The organism is Legionella quinlivanii (assembly GCF_900461555.1).
Lineage (GTDB): Bacteria > Pseudomonadota > Gammaproteobacteria > Legionellales > Legionellaceae > Legionella_C > Legionella_C quinlivanii.
On record NZ_UGOX01000001.1, the window covers coordinates 2,856,357 to 2,872,113 of the forward strand.

Below are 15,757 nucleotides of genomic sequence, written 5' to 3' on the forward strand. Positions count from 1 at the left end.
TCTATCACCTTTTTTCGCCGGGAGTTAATCCATGCGTCTTGTATTTGCAATTTTCTTTAGCTTGCTATCCACTCTTGCCATGAGCGGCGTGCAAAAATTTACTTTGGATAATGGATTGAAGCTAATTGTCAAGGAAGATCACCGCGCGCCTGTGGCCGTGGTGATGGTTTGGTATAATGTGGGTTCCGCAGATGAACCCGGTGGTATTACCGGCGTCTCTCACGCATTGGAACATCTGATGTTCAAAGGCACCCGAAAGTATCCTATCGGCATGTTTTCAAAAACAATTGCGGGAATCGGAGGCCAGGAAAATGCCTTCACCAATACCGATTATACGGCTTATTTTGAAAAAATTTCGGCCTCTCAGCTTCCCATCGCCTTTGAGCTGGAAGCCGATCGCATGCAGAATCTGGTCCTGGACCCCAATGAATTTTCCAAAGAAATCAAGGTAATTCAGGAAGAGCGGCGCATGCGTACTGACGACAATCCGCAGGCGCTGACCTTTGAGCGTTATCTGGCGACCGCCCATTTGGCCGCTCCCTACCATCATCCGGTTATAGGCTGGATGACTGATTTGCAGCAAATGACCGTTAATGATGCCCGCGCCTGGTATCAAAGCTTTTATACCCCAAACAATGCGACACTGGTGGTGGTCGGGGATGTCAATCCTGCAAAAGTGCATGAGCTTGCGAAATTGTATTTCGGTCAGTTAAAGAGAAAGCCCAGTTTTGTCCGGAAATCACAACTGGAACCGCCCAATTTAGGGGCTAAATCAGTAGCCATTCATGCACCCGCCAAATTGCCCATGCTTATGTTTGGATATTCGGTACCCACTGTAAAAACAGCCAAAACGAACTGGGAACCTTATGCACTGGAAGTCATAGCCGGCATTCTGGACGCAGGAGAAAGCTCAAGATTTGCCAAAAACCTTGTACGCGGCAGCCATCTGGCCAGCAATGTAGATATCTATTACAATTTATATAACCGATATCAAACGCAATTCGTTCTTTTCGGAATACCCACTCAAAACCATACTATGGACGAATTAAAAACCGCTTTGCTGCGTGAAATTCACCGCCTGCAAACTGAACCAGTCAATGACGTTGAATTAAATCGTATTAAAACGCAAATTATCGCCCAGAAAACATTCGAGAAAGATTCTATCTTCGGCCAGGCGATGGAATTGGGTTTACTGGAAACGATTGGATTGGGTTCAGAAACAGCTGAAACTTATACATCCAAAATACAGGCTATAACACCAGCTCAGATTCAGGAAGCAGCTCAACGTTATTTAAATGAGAATACGATCACGGAAGCCCGTTTGTATCCCTTATTGCAGTCCAAGGAATTACAATGAAAACAATTTATTTTTTAGCCGCTTTACTCATCAGCAGTTTAAGTTTGTGTGCACAAGCCGCCTCATTCAAAACTGAAAAATGGAATACCAGCAACGGAGCCCGCGTGGTCTTTTATCAGGCTAACGAGGTTCCCATGCTGGATATCAGTATCGCTTTTGCGGCGGGATCTGCCTATGACAATAATTTTTTTGGTCTGGCAGCCTTGACCAATCGCCTGCTGGATCAGGGAAACAGCAATCTGGACGCCAATCAGATCGCTGAGAAAATAGCAAATACCGGCGCCCAGTTTGATAGTGAAGTCAGCCGCGACATGGCCATAGTACGTTTGAAAACCTTGACCAGTCTACCTGCTTTAAATGAGGCACTGGATACATTTAACCTCATCGTCAATAAGCCGAACTTCAGACAAGATGCTTTCAACAGAGAAAAAAATCAGCAGATTATTGCAATCACCCAGGCCCAGGAGTCTCCAGCGGATATTGCCAATAATCTGTTTTTCAGCAAACTTTATAAAAATCACCCCTATGGGCATCCCGTAAACGGCACAGTTGAGTCAGTGAAGAAAATTTCTAACTGGCAGGTAAAGGATTTTTATAAAAAATATTATGTCGCCAATAATGCAGTCATTGTGATGGTGGGAGCCATCAGCAGCCAGCAAGCGCATGAAATTGCGGATAATCTGGTTAAAAATATCCCTGCCGGAGTTAAAAGCCCCGCAATTGCTAAATCTGCGCCGCTCGCAGGAGCAGAACAAATCAACTTTGATTTTTCATCTTCACAAACGGTTTTGAAATTAGGGCAAATCGGCATCCAGCACGATAATCCCGATTATTTCCCGTTAATGGTAGGAAACTATATTCTTGGCGGCGGCTCACTGGTTTCACGTTTGTCGACCGAGATCCGTGAGAAAAATGGTTTAACCTATGGAATCAGCAGTCAATTCATGCCGATGCCCGGTAATGGTCCGTTTATGATTAGTTTCTCAACGCAGAATAATCAAGCCAAACAAGCTCTGAAGATGACTCAGGATACTTTAAATGATTTTCTGAAGTCCGGTCCGACTGATGATGAGCTAAATGCTGCCAAACAATATCTGACAGGCAGCTTCCCCTTATCCCTGTCAAGTAACTCCAATATCGCCGGTATGCTTTTGCGTATGACATTTTATAATCTTCCGGATAACTATCTGGATACCTACGTGGCACACATCGAAGCGGTAACAGCGGAAGATATCAAGAAAGCCTTTGATATGACCATTCATCCAGAGCGCATGCTGCTGATCAGTGTAGGGAAAATGTGAAAAATACGGTAAGAATCATCGGCGGTCACTTCCGCGGAAAGAAAATCAGCTTCCCGGATGTGGAAGGTTTAAGGCCAACCCCTGATCGGGTAAAGGAAACGCTGTTTAACTGGTTAATGAATTCCCTGCACGGTAAACGCTGTCTGGATGCGTTTGCCGGCAGTGGTTCACTGGGGTTTGAGGCATTGTCTCGGGGAGCGGCTCATGTTGTTTTCGTAGAGTCGGCCAAGCCGGTATTTGAACAGCTCAGAAAAACCGCAGACAGTATTTCGGCAAATGGAATTGAGATTATTCATGACGATACTCGTCACTATCTCAAACATTGTAAGGAAGCCTTTGATCTCATTTTTCTTGATCCGCCTTTTGCCAGTCGCCTCCAGGAAGAATGCATTGATATTATTGCGAAAAACAGGATATTAGCTCCAGGAGGCTTGCTTTATGTAGAGTCTCCTGAGCCCCTGAATCTGAACAATACTCAATGGGTAGTCTTAAAAAATAAACAGGCCGGGCAGGTCATTTTCTCGCTTTATGAACGACTATGATCCTGGTTTATACTCATAGAATTCATATTAAGCAAAATGCTGCATTCGCAGGAAGCCGGCAGAGTTCTATTTTACCTTTGAAAATGTACGGTAATTCTTGACAAGGTGACAGCCTCCTGTTTCAATCATTACAGTACTGATCCATTAAATAGCCGAACAAATAATGAACAAAAAATTGGCACTATTGATTGCAACTGCTATCTTGCTGCAGGCCTGTAAAGGAACAGGCATTTACAAAAAGCCGCCTCTTAATGATCCAAGCGATGATGCAACGATTAAACTTGCTGAAGCCGCTTCGTCCATTAGCGATTCCATGCTTCAGATGACCAGAGTTGAAAAGAGCATCGTTCCACCGCACGGGGATAATACTCTCACTATACCCAATGCTTACAACCTGCAAGCCAGAGCTTCAGTGGACTGGTCTGGCCCGATTGAGGAATTGACCGCACGTATTGCGAAAGCTGCTCACTATCGTTTAAGAGTACTGGGTCCTGAACCCGCTATTCCGGTACTTATAAGTCTGAATGCCAAAGATCAGAGCCTTGCCGAAATACTGCGAAACATTGATTATCAGGCCAAACACAAGGCGAACATACATGTTTATCCAAACAGTCAGGTAGTTGAATTACGATATGTCAAAATTTATTCCTAGTTTAAGTGTTTGCTGTTTGACCCTTTTGGTGGCAGCATGCGCACATCGATCCACAGTAACGGTAATTGATACCAGCACACTGCCAGGACTTATTGCGATGGGAAACACAGGCCCTGCGAATGCCCGTGGCACGCAAAGCGTTGGTAAAATCAGGGAAATGGCTCTCAAGGAAACAGCTTTGAGCCTTGGCGCTCAATCAGGACTTGCCTGGAGAGCCTGTCAGATCAATGACGAATTAACCCGACAGCAGCGAACTCTGGACGCAGTCTATGATTTTAACTCCCTGATTCTCGAAAACAATATCCTGCCTCCTGTCCTGCTGGAAGGGCGGAATACTTTAAATCTTGCTGATCTGCAAACTATCCGTGTGTCCGATAGAGTATATAAAGTTTCCAAACAAGCCCATTTTGTAACAACGCCACCCACCTGGCGCCAGTACTTGTGGATGGATTACAAAAAACCGGAAACACCGCATGTCAGCTTGCTTCCTAAATGCAGAGAAGAAAGAGCTATCTGGGTGGCCTATATAGAAAAAGGCTGGAAAAACGGCGTTGATCAGGCAAATACAATTCTTGAAGAAAGCGTGGCCCGTATCAAGGAAGATTTTAGCGGAATGATTCTTTACCGAAAACTGCTGGCGATGAACATGGTCTCGCCTCCTTTCGTATCCCATACTGAACTAGGGGTGACTGGAGATGCTTCGGAAATTCATATTGATGATCGCGTATTGCGTATCACAGCGCTACCCGGTCTTAATATTAACAGCAAAGAGTGGCGTGCAGCTGTAGAGAAAGATGAAAATGCCTTGGAGCAATTCAAAAATATGGATAAGCTCGCACAAAACACTAATATCACAGTGACAAGTAAAGCATGGCAGCCGGTAATTGCCCCGGTGAATTAAGCTGCTTCGCCAGAAATCTTTCTTAAAATCCTCTCTTCCCTCAGGGGAGAGAGTTAGAGAGAGGGGTTTAAAAGCAACCCTAACCCTCACTGGCGTTAAGTTAAGGACATTTGTCTTTCGCGAAGGCGGGAATCCATCTCTCAATCGACATTATTGCAAGCTCAGAGATGGATCCCCGCCTTCACGGGGGCGACAGTTCAATATACGATTGAGTTTACTTAATGGCAGTGCCCCTCACCCTCCCCAGCTTGGGAGAGGGGATTTTTTGAGTTAAGACTTATGCGCAATCTATAATCACTAACAATGTTGTTATAAAAAATTGAGACCCCGGGCTGGAGTGTCTACAATTAACATCAATAGCTTTGTAATAATTAAAAGCAGCTAGCTGCGCACTCTGTACCAGGCTATTCCGTACAAAAATTAGCGCAAACGCTGCCAATAGCTCAACAGAGCAACTAAATACGTCAACTTTTTCAATTCAGGATTTGCATATGAGTAACATTAGTCTGATGCCAGATGAACCTACCCGATTCACGCCCATTTTTATGGACAAAATGTTAGAGCATGCAGAAAGTCTCCATGCCTCAGATATCACTATTCAGACCGGCTCACCTATCTTTGCCGAAGTATATGGCCGACTTCTAAAAATTACTAACCGCACCTTATCCAATACCGAGCTGGGAGACCTGATTAATTCCATCTATGGTCCTAACGCTACTACCCAGTTATTATCAGGTAAGGATATCGATACCCATTATGAATTCCGGCCCAACCGCGGCGTGCGTTATCGTTACCGGGTCAATGCCACAGCTTGTCTGGTCGAAGGGCATGATGCTATCCAAATCACTTTGCGGACGATTCCGACTACCCCGCCAAGACTGGAAACAATGGGACTTCCTGATAACATTCTCGAGTCTATAGCTCCCCAGGAAGGGATTGTCTTTATCACTGGCGCAACCGGCTCTGGTAAATCCACATTGCTTGCCTCTATTATTCGCGAATTGATTGAGACTCAGGATTCCAATCGAAAAGTTCTCACCTATGAGTCGCCTATCGAGTTTGTGTTCGATGAGATTGAAACAATTTCGGCTGTGGTCAGTCAGTCTGAAATTCCCCGCCACTTACCCGATTTCGCTGATGGCGTTCGTAATGCGCTTCGTAGAAAACCCCGTTTGATTATGGTGGGAGAGTGTCGTGATGCGGCAACAATCAGTGCGGCTTTAGAGGCTGCATTGACCGGTCACCCTGTGTATACCACCCTGCATACCTCCGGGGTTGCTGAAACCATGCGACGACTGGTAACCTCGTTTAGCGGTGAGGAACGGTTGGGACGAACCATCGACATTCTTGAAACCATTCGGCTCTGTATCTGGCAAAAGCTGGTTCCTACCGTAGATGAAAAACGGGTGGCCTTGAGAGAATATTTAGTTTTTGATGAAGAGGTCCGCGATATTCTGCTTGAAAGTGACCCCAATGATGTCACCTCCCAGACACGAAAGCTGGTAAGGCAAAAAGGGCAGTTAATGACGGTGGATGCCCGTAATAAATTTGAACAAGGAATTATCAGTGAACGGGTTTATAAGCTGATTATTGCCGGAACCAAAGAATACCAAAGAGAATAACAGGAGCTATTATCAGCTCCATTAATTGATCTGCCACAATCCTCATATTGATAAAAATAGCTATCGAATCCCAGGAAAACCTTGTTCCGCCCATACCGGGCGGAACAATTATTATTCTCCACCTGCAGTTGCTTCCACATTCGCTCCAGGCGAGCTGACCGCGCTAGCGGCTTTCTTGACGCCTTTCATCGCGTAACCGCTGAGTTGTTTATCAATCTGCTGAGCCGCTTTAGCCGTGCTCGAGCCCGCGTCACTTATCTGCTTCTTGGGTTCTTCAGCCCATTGTGAGGTTTCCTGACCAATACCTTCGGGCTGACCGCCAATCCATCGTAATACCTTATCGGGAAGATAAGTAATCAGAGTGAAGGACTTGGTCACTGCCGTCACATACATCATGGTATAAACCAGAATTGAGAAGAAGAACCCATAAATACCCGCCCAACCCGTATATCCCGTGCTGGTATTAATGGCACCCGCCTGCTTACTGGGATCCCCGGAAGTGCTGCTGTAACTAAATGCCGAGCCGCTTGGATCCCCCTGAATGAAAGTCACCACATTGTAGAAACCGGCATTAATAATCCAGACCACCACATAGGAGAGCGCAATGGCGGCGATATAGCCAATAATCATCATCGCCGGCCGCAAGAAGACATTCATAAGAATCATGATAGCCTGCTCCCCTTTACCAAAGGCGCCCTCGCCTTCCGGATGGGTGATTCCAAGTGCAACAATCGGTGCCGCCACCATGGCCTCAATCACCGCAATCAACCACCCCATCGTACCGAAGGTGAAGATCATATACGGCAGGAAAGGAATAAAATAGGCAGTTGTAAATCCTATACTGACCATCGTTCCCAACCAGGCAATCAGTAAAGGCATTACCATTGCTATCAGCGGGAATATGAACACACCAAACCAGGGAATTAATATACTGGTAATTGCCATCATCAGCAGATAAATCCACAACTCATTGGCAAAATTGATATAGTTCACGCCCATATTTGCCAGCGCAATGACCGGATTCACCGTGGGCTGCTGAATAAAAGATACGCCATAGGTAAAGATCTGCGCCATCCCTTGTAAAGGAACCGAGAGGAAGGTCAACACGACCATATTAATAATCTGTGCCATCATAGAGAGGAACAAATTAAACAGAGTTACAAAGATGACGTTGTAAAGCAGAACACCGAACATTTCGCCCAAACAGAATACGAAGAACAAAATCTGCACTTTTCCGCAGCTAAAACTCATCGGTTTTAAGTAGAACGGCGTGAAAGTGATATTAATTTTCATAGCGAATTTGGGCGCTGTCACAATCCCAGGCTGCCCCGGTAACTGCACCATAGACGCATTGCTAATATAACCGTAGGTCGTAGACGAGCCTAATCCGGTTACCGCCTTATGGCTAATTGAATTAAAGGTGGGAACGTCCAATCCTGAGTTCAATACGGTGGAGCCGTCAATCAATCCGGCAATATGTTTTACATATTTATCATCCCCCTGATACCATTGACATAATTCAGAGTATTGCCCTTTACAAGTCCCATCGCCTCCAAACGCATTGGTCATGGTACTAATATCCGCGGAACTGCTGTCAAGTCCGGAATCTGAATCTGTTTGGTTCGACAACTTGATATCAGAAGAGTTAATTTTGGCCAGGTCAATAAAATAACTGCCAGCCATTAACCAACCCTGAGCCTCTGCTTTGGCAATAAAATCCCTGACATTGTCCTTGGTTTTACTTTCTGTAGCCTGTGTATAGAGATTTAAAGTAGGAAGCATGATGCCATTATAATCCGCTACCGCTCCCTGAAACTCAGTACCATTGAACAGTGGTGCACTTTGAGCTGAGGAATCGCTGCCCCAGGAGATACAATCCTTGTCAGGACTGCTGCAGGGAACTCCAGTAGACATATAGGCAACACCATATTGCTGAACAGCAACCTTGGAGAACTCATTATCCTTATTGATTGAGGCATAGGTTGAAGAGTTCAGCTTTGGATCATTATTCACCATCACCGTGGCCACTTGCGACAAATCCTGATACATCTGCTGGATGGCTATCGCTCGCGACATTTTTACGGTATCAATTTCATTTTTGTCGAGAGTAGAGATATTTTTTTGAATGGTGGTAATTTTATCGGCAGGATAGGCATTCCACTCGATCTTTCCGCAAATGCCGTTTAAAAAGGAATAGGCTGAATCCGAGTCGAAATTCGGCATTGGAACACTTTGTTTTGAATTATTCGGATTATTATTTTGCTGGGTGACCACATTGACTGTATTAAGGAAATCAGGAACATTGGTCTGACAAAAATCCTTCATTTCCTTACTGGGTCCGTTGACACAGGGACCCGAGTTTTTACTTGCCTGATTTTTGTATCCCTGCTGCACACTTGTCAGCGTATTTTGCAGCCCGAGCATACAAACCTGACCCGCAAGAATCGCAGTAGCCCCTGTTGCGATACTGCCATTGTCTCCAAGAATCGATTTCATGGGGTCCATCTGAGCCTGGACTATCACGCCTCCACGGTTAAGATAACTCAATGCGGCCTGCCAGACTTTATCAGCCGCACCAACCCCCTGTACGACCACCCACATAACGAAAATCTGCATCAGGCAGTAACCAGACGCTTTAGGTATTAAAAGTGCCAGGCCAAAGGTTGATCGCAACGGAACCCATATGGACGACCATTTCTGCCCAAGCATTTGCCCTTCATGGGCCGTATTAACAGTGGACACCAGGAGGGTGTACATGATTATAATACCGCCCAGAGCCAGCACCGCCGAGTTGAATACGCTAAACATCGTCCCCATAATCTGGCTGCCGGTGCCATGCAGCACACCATCGACTATTCCAAAAATATTACCCAGAAAAACAACCGAATAATCACTGGGCGGAGGAGCAAAACTGATAGAACTGCTTCCGCCGCTGGCACTGTCTTGTGCAAGGGCTAACAGGGGAAAGAATGCAGAAAGCAAACCCAATACTATTTTATTCATGTTTTTCACCTAACAGACCCTGCCGATACCATTCCTTAATAGAAACTCCCAGTTTACGATGTTTAATCTGGTAATACCAAAAGTGATAGCGAAAAGATAAAGCAAGCGCGATGAACATCACCACAATGCTCAGTAAAATAGATCTCCAGGTACCGTATAAAACATGGTAGCCGGTATATCCAAGCATGAATATGGCAATCAGCACCATCAAAATACTTAAGCGATATAATCCTTTCTGGCGGGCAAGCAATTCGGCGTCATCGAGATGCAGTTCACGTACCGCTTGTTTAAAAGATTCACCCGTTGTGCTTTGCTGGGGAACAAACATTTTTTTAAACCCATTACCCAGATAAGCGGTAAAGGATTTTAAACGATCGTAGTCTACCCAATAACGAATATTGAAGATACTTCTGATAATCGTACCTATCCGCGAGTCACTTACTTTTTTCATAAAATTTACTTTCTATGTATTAGATTTTTCTACCACTTACTATACTATAGTAGTTACATAGCCCCCAGTCTATCAATTAGTTTGACAGTAAAAAAAGAGTAAATGTATGCCTGATCTAAGTCATGAAGCTTCAGCCCAATATTGGTTTGAATATGTGGATCCAATGATCTACCGCGTAATTACCTTTATGGAAAGCGTGGAAGACTGGACAATGGATGGAAATCCGGAATTGGAAGCGGCTATTAAAAAGCTCGGTGAAGAGCTTGATGACATCGATAAAGTCGATATGGGAATGCTGGGCCAGGAGGATGCTTTCATTCGATTGGCAGGAAATATCAAGTCAGGACGCGGCCTTAGACTTTTACAAGCCATTGATACTGTACATCCAGGCAGTGCATCGCGTATTCTGATCCATGCGGAAGAAACCAGTCTGGGCAGCCATGATCCGGCCGGGTTCTTTCTGAAAAGAAATATTACATTTGAACGCCTGCGTCTGCTGGGACGCGTTTTTTCAGAATATCGCTTAAAACTTGTTGCTCGTGCTCTTGAAGGGGAAGAATAAATGCTATTGAAACTGAAACAGACTGTACCCGTTTTGCTTTTACTCTGTTCATCGACTGCTATGGCTGATCCAACAGGAGGCCTGGATGATGCCGGTGGCGGCGGCCAAAGTGATTTGCCTACCTATCTGCAAAATCTTGGAAAGTATTTTGGTTATGACATTACCCAGTATTGTACAACCGGAGGAACTTGCAGTCAGGGCGGGGGCGGCTCGGATACTTTCAGTAATTTGCTGATCAACTCTCAAAATAATTTAGCTCCTCAATTATCCAGCTATTACAGCTTTCTCGGCGCTTTGCTTTCACCAGGCGCATCCAGCAATGGCAGTAGTGGACAAGGCGCTCCCATTGTGAACGGCGGTTCACAGGGCAACAGCACTATTAACAGTCTGGCTGCAACTACTTTTCCTTCCTATGGCAGCACCTCAGGAAGCGGCGTCAGTGCCTCCGCTCTGATTGATCAGACAGCCAATAAGCAATATATGTCAGATCCGGTCAGCCAGGCAGTTTTTAATATTCTGACAACCCCTAACAGCAGTTATTGTGTTAACAATGACGGTTCCTGGAAGCAGCAATGTAAATATCTGTATCGTAGCCTGGTAATGTCAAACGTGATAGGCACCCTGCCCTCAACCGATGATTTTTTTAACAGCTCTTATACGCAGGGGCTTGTTTCACAATTAAACAGCAACGCCCTGCTTTCTCCAATGCTGTTCAGCACGAATTCTGGCGGTCAGACAACAACTTCTTCCCCGCTGGTCTCCGATGATTCACAGAACCAGGGTTTAACGGCCAATAATCAGGTACAAGAAGCCGCCAACTTTATTCGCTATGCCAGCGGACAGGTTAATCCGGTCGCTCTGCCAGATAGAAATACCTACGATTCACTTTATAATAAGGCTTTGAATCTGAGTAAAAATACAGAAGCCTCGGATCAGATTCAGGCTCAGACTACACTAACCGATTATCTCACTCGTCTTCGCACTTACGCGGCGCAAGTGTCGGTAGGAATTGGTAATCTGTATTATATTTTGTCCAAACGCATGCCGCAAAATCTTAGTGGGACCTCAGGTAACACGACCAGTCAGGCCTTAAGTGAATATACAATGGCCACCTGGCGATTGTTTAACAGCAATCAAAGCAGCAGCGGCGGACAAACTCAGCAACAATGGGTGGAGCAAATCAATACCGCTAACTCAGCCACAGTGCAAAAAGAAATTGCGGTTTTACTTGCCGAGATTAACTACCAAATGTATTTAAGCAGACAGCAGCAAGAGCGTCTTTTGTTAACAGAAACTATTCTGCTATTGCAAAATTCACACGCTGCAGAACCCGATGCAGGTCTGGCTGCAGGCAGTAATAACTCTGATTATCAAAATCCGGCATCTTCTTCATAAAATGTCGTTCTATGGCGTGTCTCTGGACACGCCAGTTAATTCCTTTTACCTTTCAGTCTGGTAGCTGATTTTGGATTTACTAATTACTAAGCGGCGGCTTTATTCGGGTGAATATTTCATCAATTAATTGATACACCACAGTTTTCTTCTCTTGCCATTTATCCACTACATTGTTTTGCAGTGCTTCACAGTTATCAGACAGCCAGGAACCATATTTGACCAATAAAAGAGCACCATTTGCAGTGAGGCAACTACCCACTTCTTTTTGAATCTTTGCATCGCAGAGATCACCATCACTATAACAGCTAAGAATTAACAGTTTACTCATATTCTGCCAATCTGAAGGCGGTTCAACGCCCAGAAACTGCTTATTAATCAGCTTCGGTAATTCCTGGTCCATCACCCAGTTAATATCAGAGGATTTTAAGTTTAATGGACAGGATAGCTGTTTAGTGTATTGCTTTAAATCCTTTCCTATACCGGAAAGCTGATGAGCATCAATACACTGTTTGGCCAAGAGTGAGCTAGAATATACACTCAGCAGTGACAATAACAGGATCGAATATCTTTTCATAATTCCTCCTTAACAAAGATTCATTATAACTTGATAAGACTGATATTGCTTATTTAACCAGTCTTGCATGTTTAGCCGGATGAATCGTTTTATTCAAACACAAGACCCGCTATGGCAATCGAAATAATCAACAAAGGCGCTATTGAAAATATGGTGTAATAGGATAATGCTGCAGACAAAGTAGCCACTTTGTCTGCATTCCAATTATCCCATACTTTTTTTAATATTTTTCTGAAGTCCATTTTCACTAGGATTGCTCCCTGGTTTAAAAATCAACCCTCACCCTAACCCTCTCCCAGCTTGGGAGAGGGGATTTTTTTTCTTAAATCCTCTCTCCCCTCAGGGGAGAGAGTTAGAGAGAGGGGTTAAAATTCACCCTAACCTCTCCCAGTTTGAGAGAGAGGACTTCCACTTAGTCTAGTAGAGTGTGGTCTTTTACGCAGCTAACTAACGCCCCGCAAAAGAATGTTTAGGCTCTGGCCGAACTGCAGCATTAACGGGCTGAGGACGAATTGGGCCACCAAAAAATCTCGCTCCCTGATTTAGAAGGTTCATCGTTTCCTGTGGAACTATTGAACCCGGTTTTAACCCATTCAGCGCCGTTTGCAAGGGCAGGTCTTTAACCTGCGCTGCTTTTGCTGTTGCTTTAAGGCTATCAATAACCTGAGGGGTGGGCTGCAATTTCATTAGTTTAAGCATGTGAACATAGCTTGCCTTCATTTCCTCCTGAAAAGCAGGCTGAGGCCTTGGGATGTAATTATGGGATGTATAGGCAGCGACTCTCTCCCTGGCAAATAATTTGGCGTCATGAATATCAATCAGTGCTTTACTGAATTTCGCAACATCTTCAAGCACGTGTAACCGCTTTTCTTCAGCCACATTCCTTCTTTTTTCCAGCCGGCTCATATCCTGAGCCTGCTTCATCAATAACAATTGCTGAGTTCCCAGCATATCGCGATGCTGATGCAATCCAATTTTATGGGCTCGATCTATTAAATGAGGCGTCCTGACTGGACGATTGGTAAGCTCATTTTCATGCTCGAAGAGATAAATGTGCTGGTCTTGCATACGCAATTGATAATGAGACGGCACGAAGAAAGCAGCCTGTCTGAAATCAATGACTTTGTTACCAGAAGCGTCATACATCCGTTTTTCATTTTTAAGAACGCCCAGTATATTCTCTAACTGCTGTCTGTGTATTTCAGCCGCTTGCTGATGAATGCGTTTTCCCACTAATTTATTCTGGGGAACTGGATTAAAGGTCTCCAGTCGTTGATTAATTAGCTGTATACTCTGTTCAGGATTGGATTGCTGATAAATAGTTTCCAGATAGGCATCGTGTTCATTAAGCAAGGCCTGCAGACTATTGTATTTCTGCGTCAGTTTAAGCTGTTTGCGATCAATTTCCGCAATTTCTTCCTCAACTCTCTCAGCAGCGAGGAGGCTATGTTGCAATGCAATATGAATGATCTCTTCCGATATTTCATAACCCTCGAGCATTAGCTCCCATTCTCTGCCAGCAGGTAATTCCAATTTAATCGTTTCCTGATCCTGAACTACTTTGTTACGTGCTAAATCTTTCTGTATTTGTCTATCAAGTTCTGCGTTATATTCTTTTCGCGCTTTTGCTTTTTTGGCAGAGAGCTGCATTAAAAGATAGGCTAAAGCGCGGTGAGCCTTGATTAAATCATCTTGCGCCTTTAAGCGCATGGCGTCCATGATAGCTTCATGAGCAGCGATTTCCTTGTAAATTCTGACTTTTACTTCTTTGCCTTCAGGAGATTCCAGGAACTCATGAACATGCTGGGCAGTTTTTAGACCATATAATCCCAACACTCGTTTCACATCACTTCCGGGAACACGGTGTGCTTTCTCATCTTCTTGAAGATGGTCAAAGGAATGTAGCCATTGGCTGATAGTCTCAGGAGAAGATGAAAGAGAAGGCATCCAGAACCCCGCTTTGTATAGGAATGAGTAATATTGCTAATTTTATACTTTTTGGAGTTTTTATGCAATTCAGCTCGAAACCAATTTAGACACAATGATCATATTAAAAGCATTTCAATCGAATATTAGCTCGTTAATGCATCAACCATGCTAACATCACTGCCTTTTAGAGCAGCGGACTGAAACACCTCATCCAATCTTTTAATAACTGCCTCCACTGTAATCAGCTTCATGGTATCTGGCCCGTGGGCATGCGTTCCCCAGACATTTTCGCTGGCTGACTTGTTCAAAACGGAAGTAACCGCTTCTGGATAACAATCTACTGCCAAATGACGAAAAGTATAGGGTCCTGAAACATCTGCACTGGTCACCGCATGTAAAGCGATCACCGGCGTACCTACAGCTGCAGCCATATGAGAAGGCCCTGTATCCGGGCAAAGCAGCAAATTGGCTTTACTAATTACGGCAAGAAGCTGCCTGGGCTTTGTTTTACCGACCAGGTCGACACAATCAGCTTCCTGTAAAATCTGATCTGCCAGATTCCTGTCGTAGGCTCCTGGTCCACCGGTCAGGACTACCTGAGCATTCCATTTATGTTGTGCGTACCGAATAATTGTAACGTAGCGCTCAACCAGCCAGCTTCGCTCCGGTTTACTGGCAGCAGGATTGACCAATAGCAGAGGCCCTTGTTTCGGTAAATGATCCTCAGCCCATCCATAGTCCGCTGCTGCAATTGGCAAATCCCAACGCAAAGCTGACTCAGGAATGTCCAGCACATCTGCAAATTTTAAGAATCCGTCCAGAGTATGATCATTTCCAGGCGCAATCGATTCCCTGACAAACCAGGCATGGCCATCTTTGGCACGCAAAGCGTCATAACCAATTTTACGTTTTGCTTTGATTAAAGGATAAAGCAAATTAGCGCGAAAACTTGCCTGGGGCGCCAGCAAGACATCAAAACTTCTACCCCGCATTTGCTTGTAAAAACGCCAATAATCGGCAATAGAGTCGGGTTTATTGATGACAAGGAATTCCACACCATCCATTCCCTCAACCAAATCATAAGCTGGACGGGAAATAACCCAGGTAATGGACACATTCGGTAAGCTGTCCTGCAGACGTCTGACCAGAGGCACCAGCATTAATACATCGCCTAAAGCAGACAGGCGAACAATACATATCGATTTAATCATGCAGCAGCCGGAAATTGAATTATGCAGATTCATTTTGCAATACAAAGATGGAGCCGCAGTAAGGACATACTTCCTTGCCTGTTTTCTCGATAGGCAGATATACCTTGGGATGAGCATTCCACAGTATCATTTCATGGGTAGGACAACTTAAAGGCAAATCTTCAGGATGAACGATATAAATTTTTTCAGTACTTGCCGGAATATTGCTAGTATCAGACATGAAATTCTCCATTAATCACACTGGGGTAAATAAGTTA

At 44.6% G+C, this 15,757-nt stretch carries 15 protein-coding genes; 8 read left to right on the forward strand and 7 right to left on the reverse strand.

The annotated features are described in order from the left end of the window. Positions 1-31: 31 nt before the first annotated feature. The 6 genes from DYH61_RS12225 to dotB all read left to right on the forward strand — a co-directional run bounded on the left by DYH61_RS12225 (position 32) and on the right by dotB (position 6,375). Entirely contained in the window at positions 32-1,357 is a 1,326-nt protein-coding gene (locus tag DYH61_RS12225; protein WP_058507796.1) for a M16 family metallopeptidase, read from the forward strand. After that, on the forward strand, positions 1,354-2,658 hold the full coding sequence (locus DYH61_RS12230; protein WP_058507797.1) for a M16 family metallopeptidase: 1,305 nt from the start codon (positions 1,354-1,356) through the stop codon (positions 2,656-2,658). The genes DYH61_RS12225 and DYH61_RS12230 overlap by 4 nt, the downstream gene beginning before the upstream one ends. Beyond that, the gene (gene rsmD / locus DYH61_RS12235; RefSeq protein WP_058507798.1) at positions 2,655-3,200 is read left to right on the forward strand and encodes a 16S rRNA (guanine(966)-N(2))-methyltransferase RsmD; all 546 of its coding nucleotides are present in this window, start codon (positions 2,655-2,657) and stop codon (positions 3,198-3,200) included. Before DYH61_RS12230 ends, rsmD begins: the two co-directional genes overlap by 4 nt. A 163-nt stretch (positions 3,201-3,363) precedes the next feature. Continuing rightward, positions 3,364-3,852 (forward strand): type IVB secretion system lipoprotein DotD, encoded by a 489-nt coding sequence (gene dotD / locus DYH61_RS12240; protein ID WP_058507799.1) that lies wholly within the window; start codon positions 3,364-3,366, stop codon positions 3,850-3,852. Continuing rightward, positions 3,833-4,753 (forward strand): type IV secretion system DotC family protein, encoded by a 921-nt coding sequence (locus tag DYH61_RS12245; RefSeq protein ID WP_058507800.1) that lies wholly within the window; start codon positions 3,833-3,835, stop codon positions 4,751-4,753. The genes dotD and DYH61_RS12245 overlap by 20 nt, the downstream gene beginning before the upstream one ends. Before the next feature lie 509 nt (positions 4,754-5,262). Next, entirely contained in the window at positions 5,263-6,375 is a 1,113-nt protein-coding gene (gene dotB, locus DYH61_RS12250; RefSeq protein WP_058507915.1) for a Dot/Icm type IV secretion system ATPase DotB, read from the forward strand. Between the two features lie 111 nt (positions 6,376-6,486). On the opposite strand, the gene dotA is transcribed toward dotB, so the two are convergent. Both dotA and icmV read right to left on the reverse strand, forming a co-directional pair. Beyond that, positions 6,487-9,378 (reverse strand): type IVB secretion system protein DotA, encoded by a 2,892-nt coding sequence (gene dotA, locus DYH61_RS12255; protein ID WP_058507801.1) that lies wholly within the window; start codon positions 9,376-9,378, stop codon positions 6,487-6,489. Next, positions 9,371-9,829, reverse strand: coding sequence for a type IVB secretion system protein IcmV (icmV, locus tag DYH61_RS12260; RefSeq protein ID WP_058507802.1), 459 nt, complete (start codon positions 9,827-9,829; stop codon positions 9,371-9,373). Before icmV ends, dotA begins: the two co-directional genes overlap by 8 nt. Positions 9,830-9,935: 106 nt before the next feature. On the opposite strand from icmV, the gene icmW reads away from it, so the two are divergent. Both icmW and icmX read left to right on the forward strand, forming a co-directional pair. Next, positions 9,936-10,391, forward strand: coding sequence for a type IVB secretion system protein IcmW (icmW, locus tag DYH61_RS12265; RefSeq protein ID WP_058507803.1), 456 nt, complete (start codon positions 9,936-9,938; stop codon positions 10,389-10,391). Continuing rightward, on the forward strand, positions 10,392-11,786 hold the full coding sequence (gene icmX, locus DYH61_RS12270; RefSeq protein WP_058507804.1) for a type IVB secretion system protein IcmX: 1,395 nt from the start codon (positions 10,392-10,394) through the stop codon (positions 11,784-11,786). Positions 11,787-11,865: 79 nt separating this feature from the next. Here icmX and DYH61_RS12275 read toward each other — a convergent pair whose 3' ends face one another. The 5 genes from DYH61_RS12275 to DYH61_RS12295 form a co-directional block, all read right to left on the reverse strand. Next, positions 11,866-12,360: a hypothetical protein gene (locus DYH61_RS12275; RefSeq protein ID WP_058507805.1), complete on the reverse strand. Its 495-nt coding sequence runs from the start codon at positions 12,358-12,360 to the stop codon at positions 11,866-11,868. A gap of 89 nt (positions 12,361-12,449) precedes the next feature. Further along, on the reverse strand, positions 12,450-12,608 hold the full coding sequence (locus DYH61_RS12280) for a hypothetical protein (protein WP_160037265.1): 159 nt from the start codon (positions 12,606-12,608) through the stop codon (positions 12,450-12,452). A 199-nt stretch (positions 12,609-12,807) separates the two neighbouring features. Next, the gene (locus DYH61_RS12285) at positions 12,808-14,307 is read right to left on the reverse strand and encodes a hypothetical protein (protein ID WP_058507806.1); all 1,500 of its coding nucleotides are present in this window, start codon (positions 14,305-14,307) and stop codon (positions 12,808-12,810) included. 125 nt (positions 14,308-14,432) lie between these two features. After that, positions 14,433-15,500: a glycosyltransferase family 9 protein gene (locus DYH61_RS12290; protein ID WP_058507916.1), complete on the reverse strand. Its 1,068-nt coding sequence runs from the start codon at positions 15,498-15,500 to the stop codon at positions 14,433-14,435. A 19-nt stretch (positions 15,501-15,519) separates the two neighbouring features. Further along, positions 15,520-15,720, reverse strand: a complete 201-nt coding sequence (locus tag DYH61_RS12295) for a zinc-finger domain-containing protein (protein ID WP_058507807.1) — start codon at positions 15,718-15,720, stop codon at positions 15,520-15,522. Between the last annotated feature and the right edge of the window lie 37 nt (positions 15,721-15,757).

What these genes read in the sequence shown, in the direction of transcription:
- DYH61_RS12225 (WP_058507796.1), top strand. Translation starts at nt 32, where the DNA reads ATGCGTCTTGTATTTGCAATTTTCTTTAGCTTGCTATCCACTCTTGCC.
- DYH61_RS12230 (WP_058507797.1), top strand. Translation starts at nt 1,354, where the DNA reads ATGAAAACAATTTATTTTTTAGCCGCTTTACTCATCAGCAGTTTAAGT.
- dotD (WP_058507799.1), top strand. Translation starts at nt 3,364, where the DNA reads ATGAACAAAAAATTGGCACTATTGATTGCAACTGCTATCTTGCTGCAG.
- DYH61_RS12245 (WP_058507800.1), top strand. Translation starts at nt 3,833, where the DNA reads ATGTCAAAATTTATTCCTAGTTTAAGTGTTTGCTGTTTGACCCTTTTG.
- dotB (WP_058507915.1), top strand. Translation starts at nt 5,263, where the DNA reads ATGCCAGATGAACCTACCCGATTCACGCCCATTTTTATGGACAAAATG.
- dotA (WP_058507801.1), bottom strand. Translation starts at nt 9,378, where the DNA reads ATGAATAAAATAGTATTGGGTTTGCTTTCTGCATTCTTTCCCCTGTTA.
- icmV (WP_058507802.1), bottom strand. Translation starts at nt 9,829, where the DNA reads ATGAAAAAAGTAAGTGACTCGCGGATAGGTACGATTATCAGAAGTATC.
- icmW (WP_058507803.1), top strand. Translation starts at nt 9,936, where the DNA reads ATGCCTGATCTAAGTCATGAAGCTTCAGCCCAATATTGGTTTGAATAT.
- icmX (WP_058507804.1), top strand. Translation starts at nt 10,392, where the DNA reads ATGCTATTGAAACTGAAACAGACTGTACCCGTTTTGCTTTTACTCTGT.
- DYH61_RS12275 (WP_058507805.1), bottom strand. Translation starts at nt 12,360, where the DNA reads ATGAAAAGATATTCGATCCTGTTATTGTCACTGCTGAGTGTATATTCT.
- DYH61_RS12285 (WP_058507806.1), bottom strand. Translation starts at nt 14,307, where the DNA reads ATGCCTTCTCTTTCATCTTCTCCTGAGACTATCAGCCAATGGCTACAT.
- DYH61_RS12290 (WP_058507916.1), bottom strand. Translation starts at nt 15,500, where the DNA reads ATGATTAAATCGATATGTATTGTTCGCCTGTCTGCTTTAGGCGATGTA.
- DYH61_RS12295 (WP_058507807.1), bottom strand. Translation starts at nt 15,720, where the DNA reads ATGTCTGATACTAGCAATATTCCGGCAAGTACTGAAAAAATTTATATC.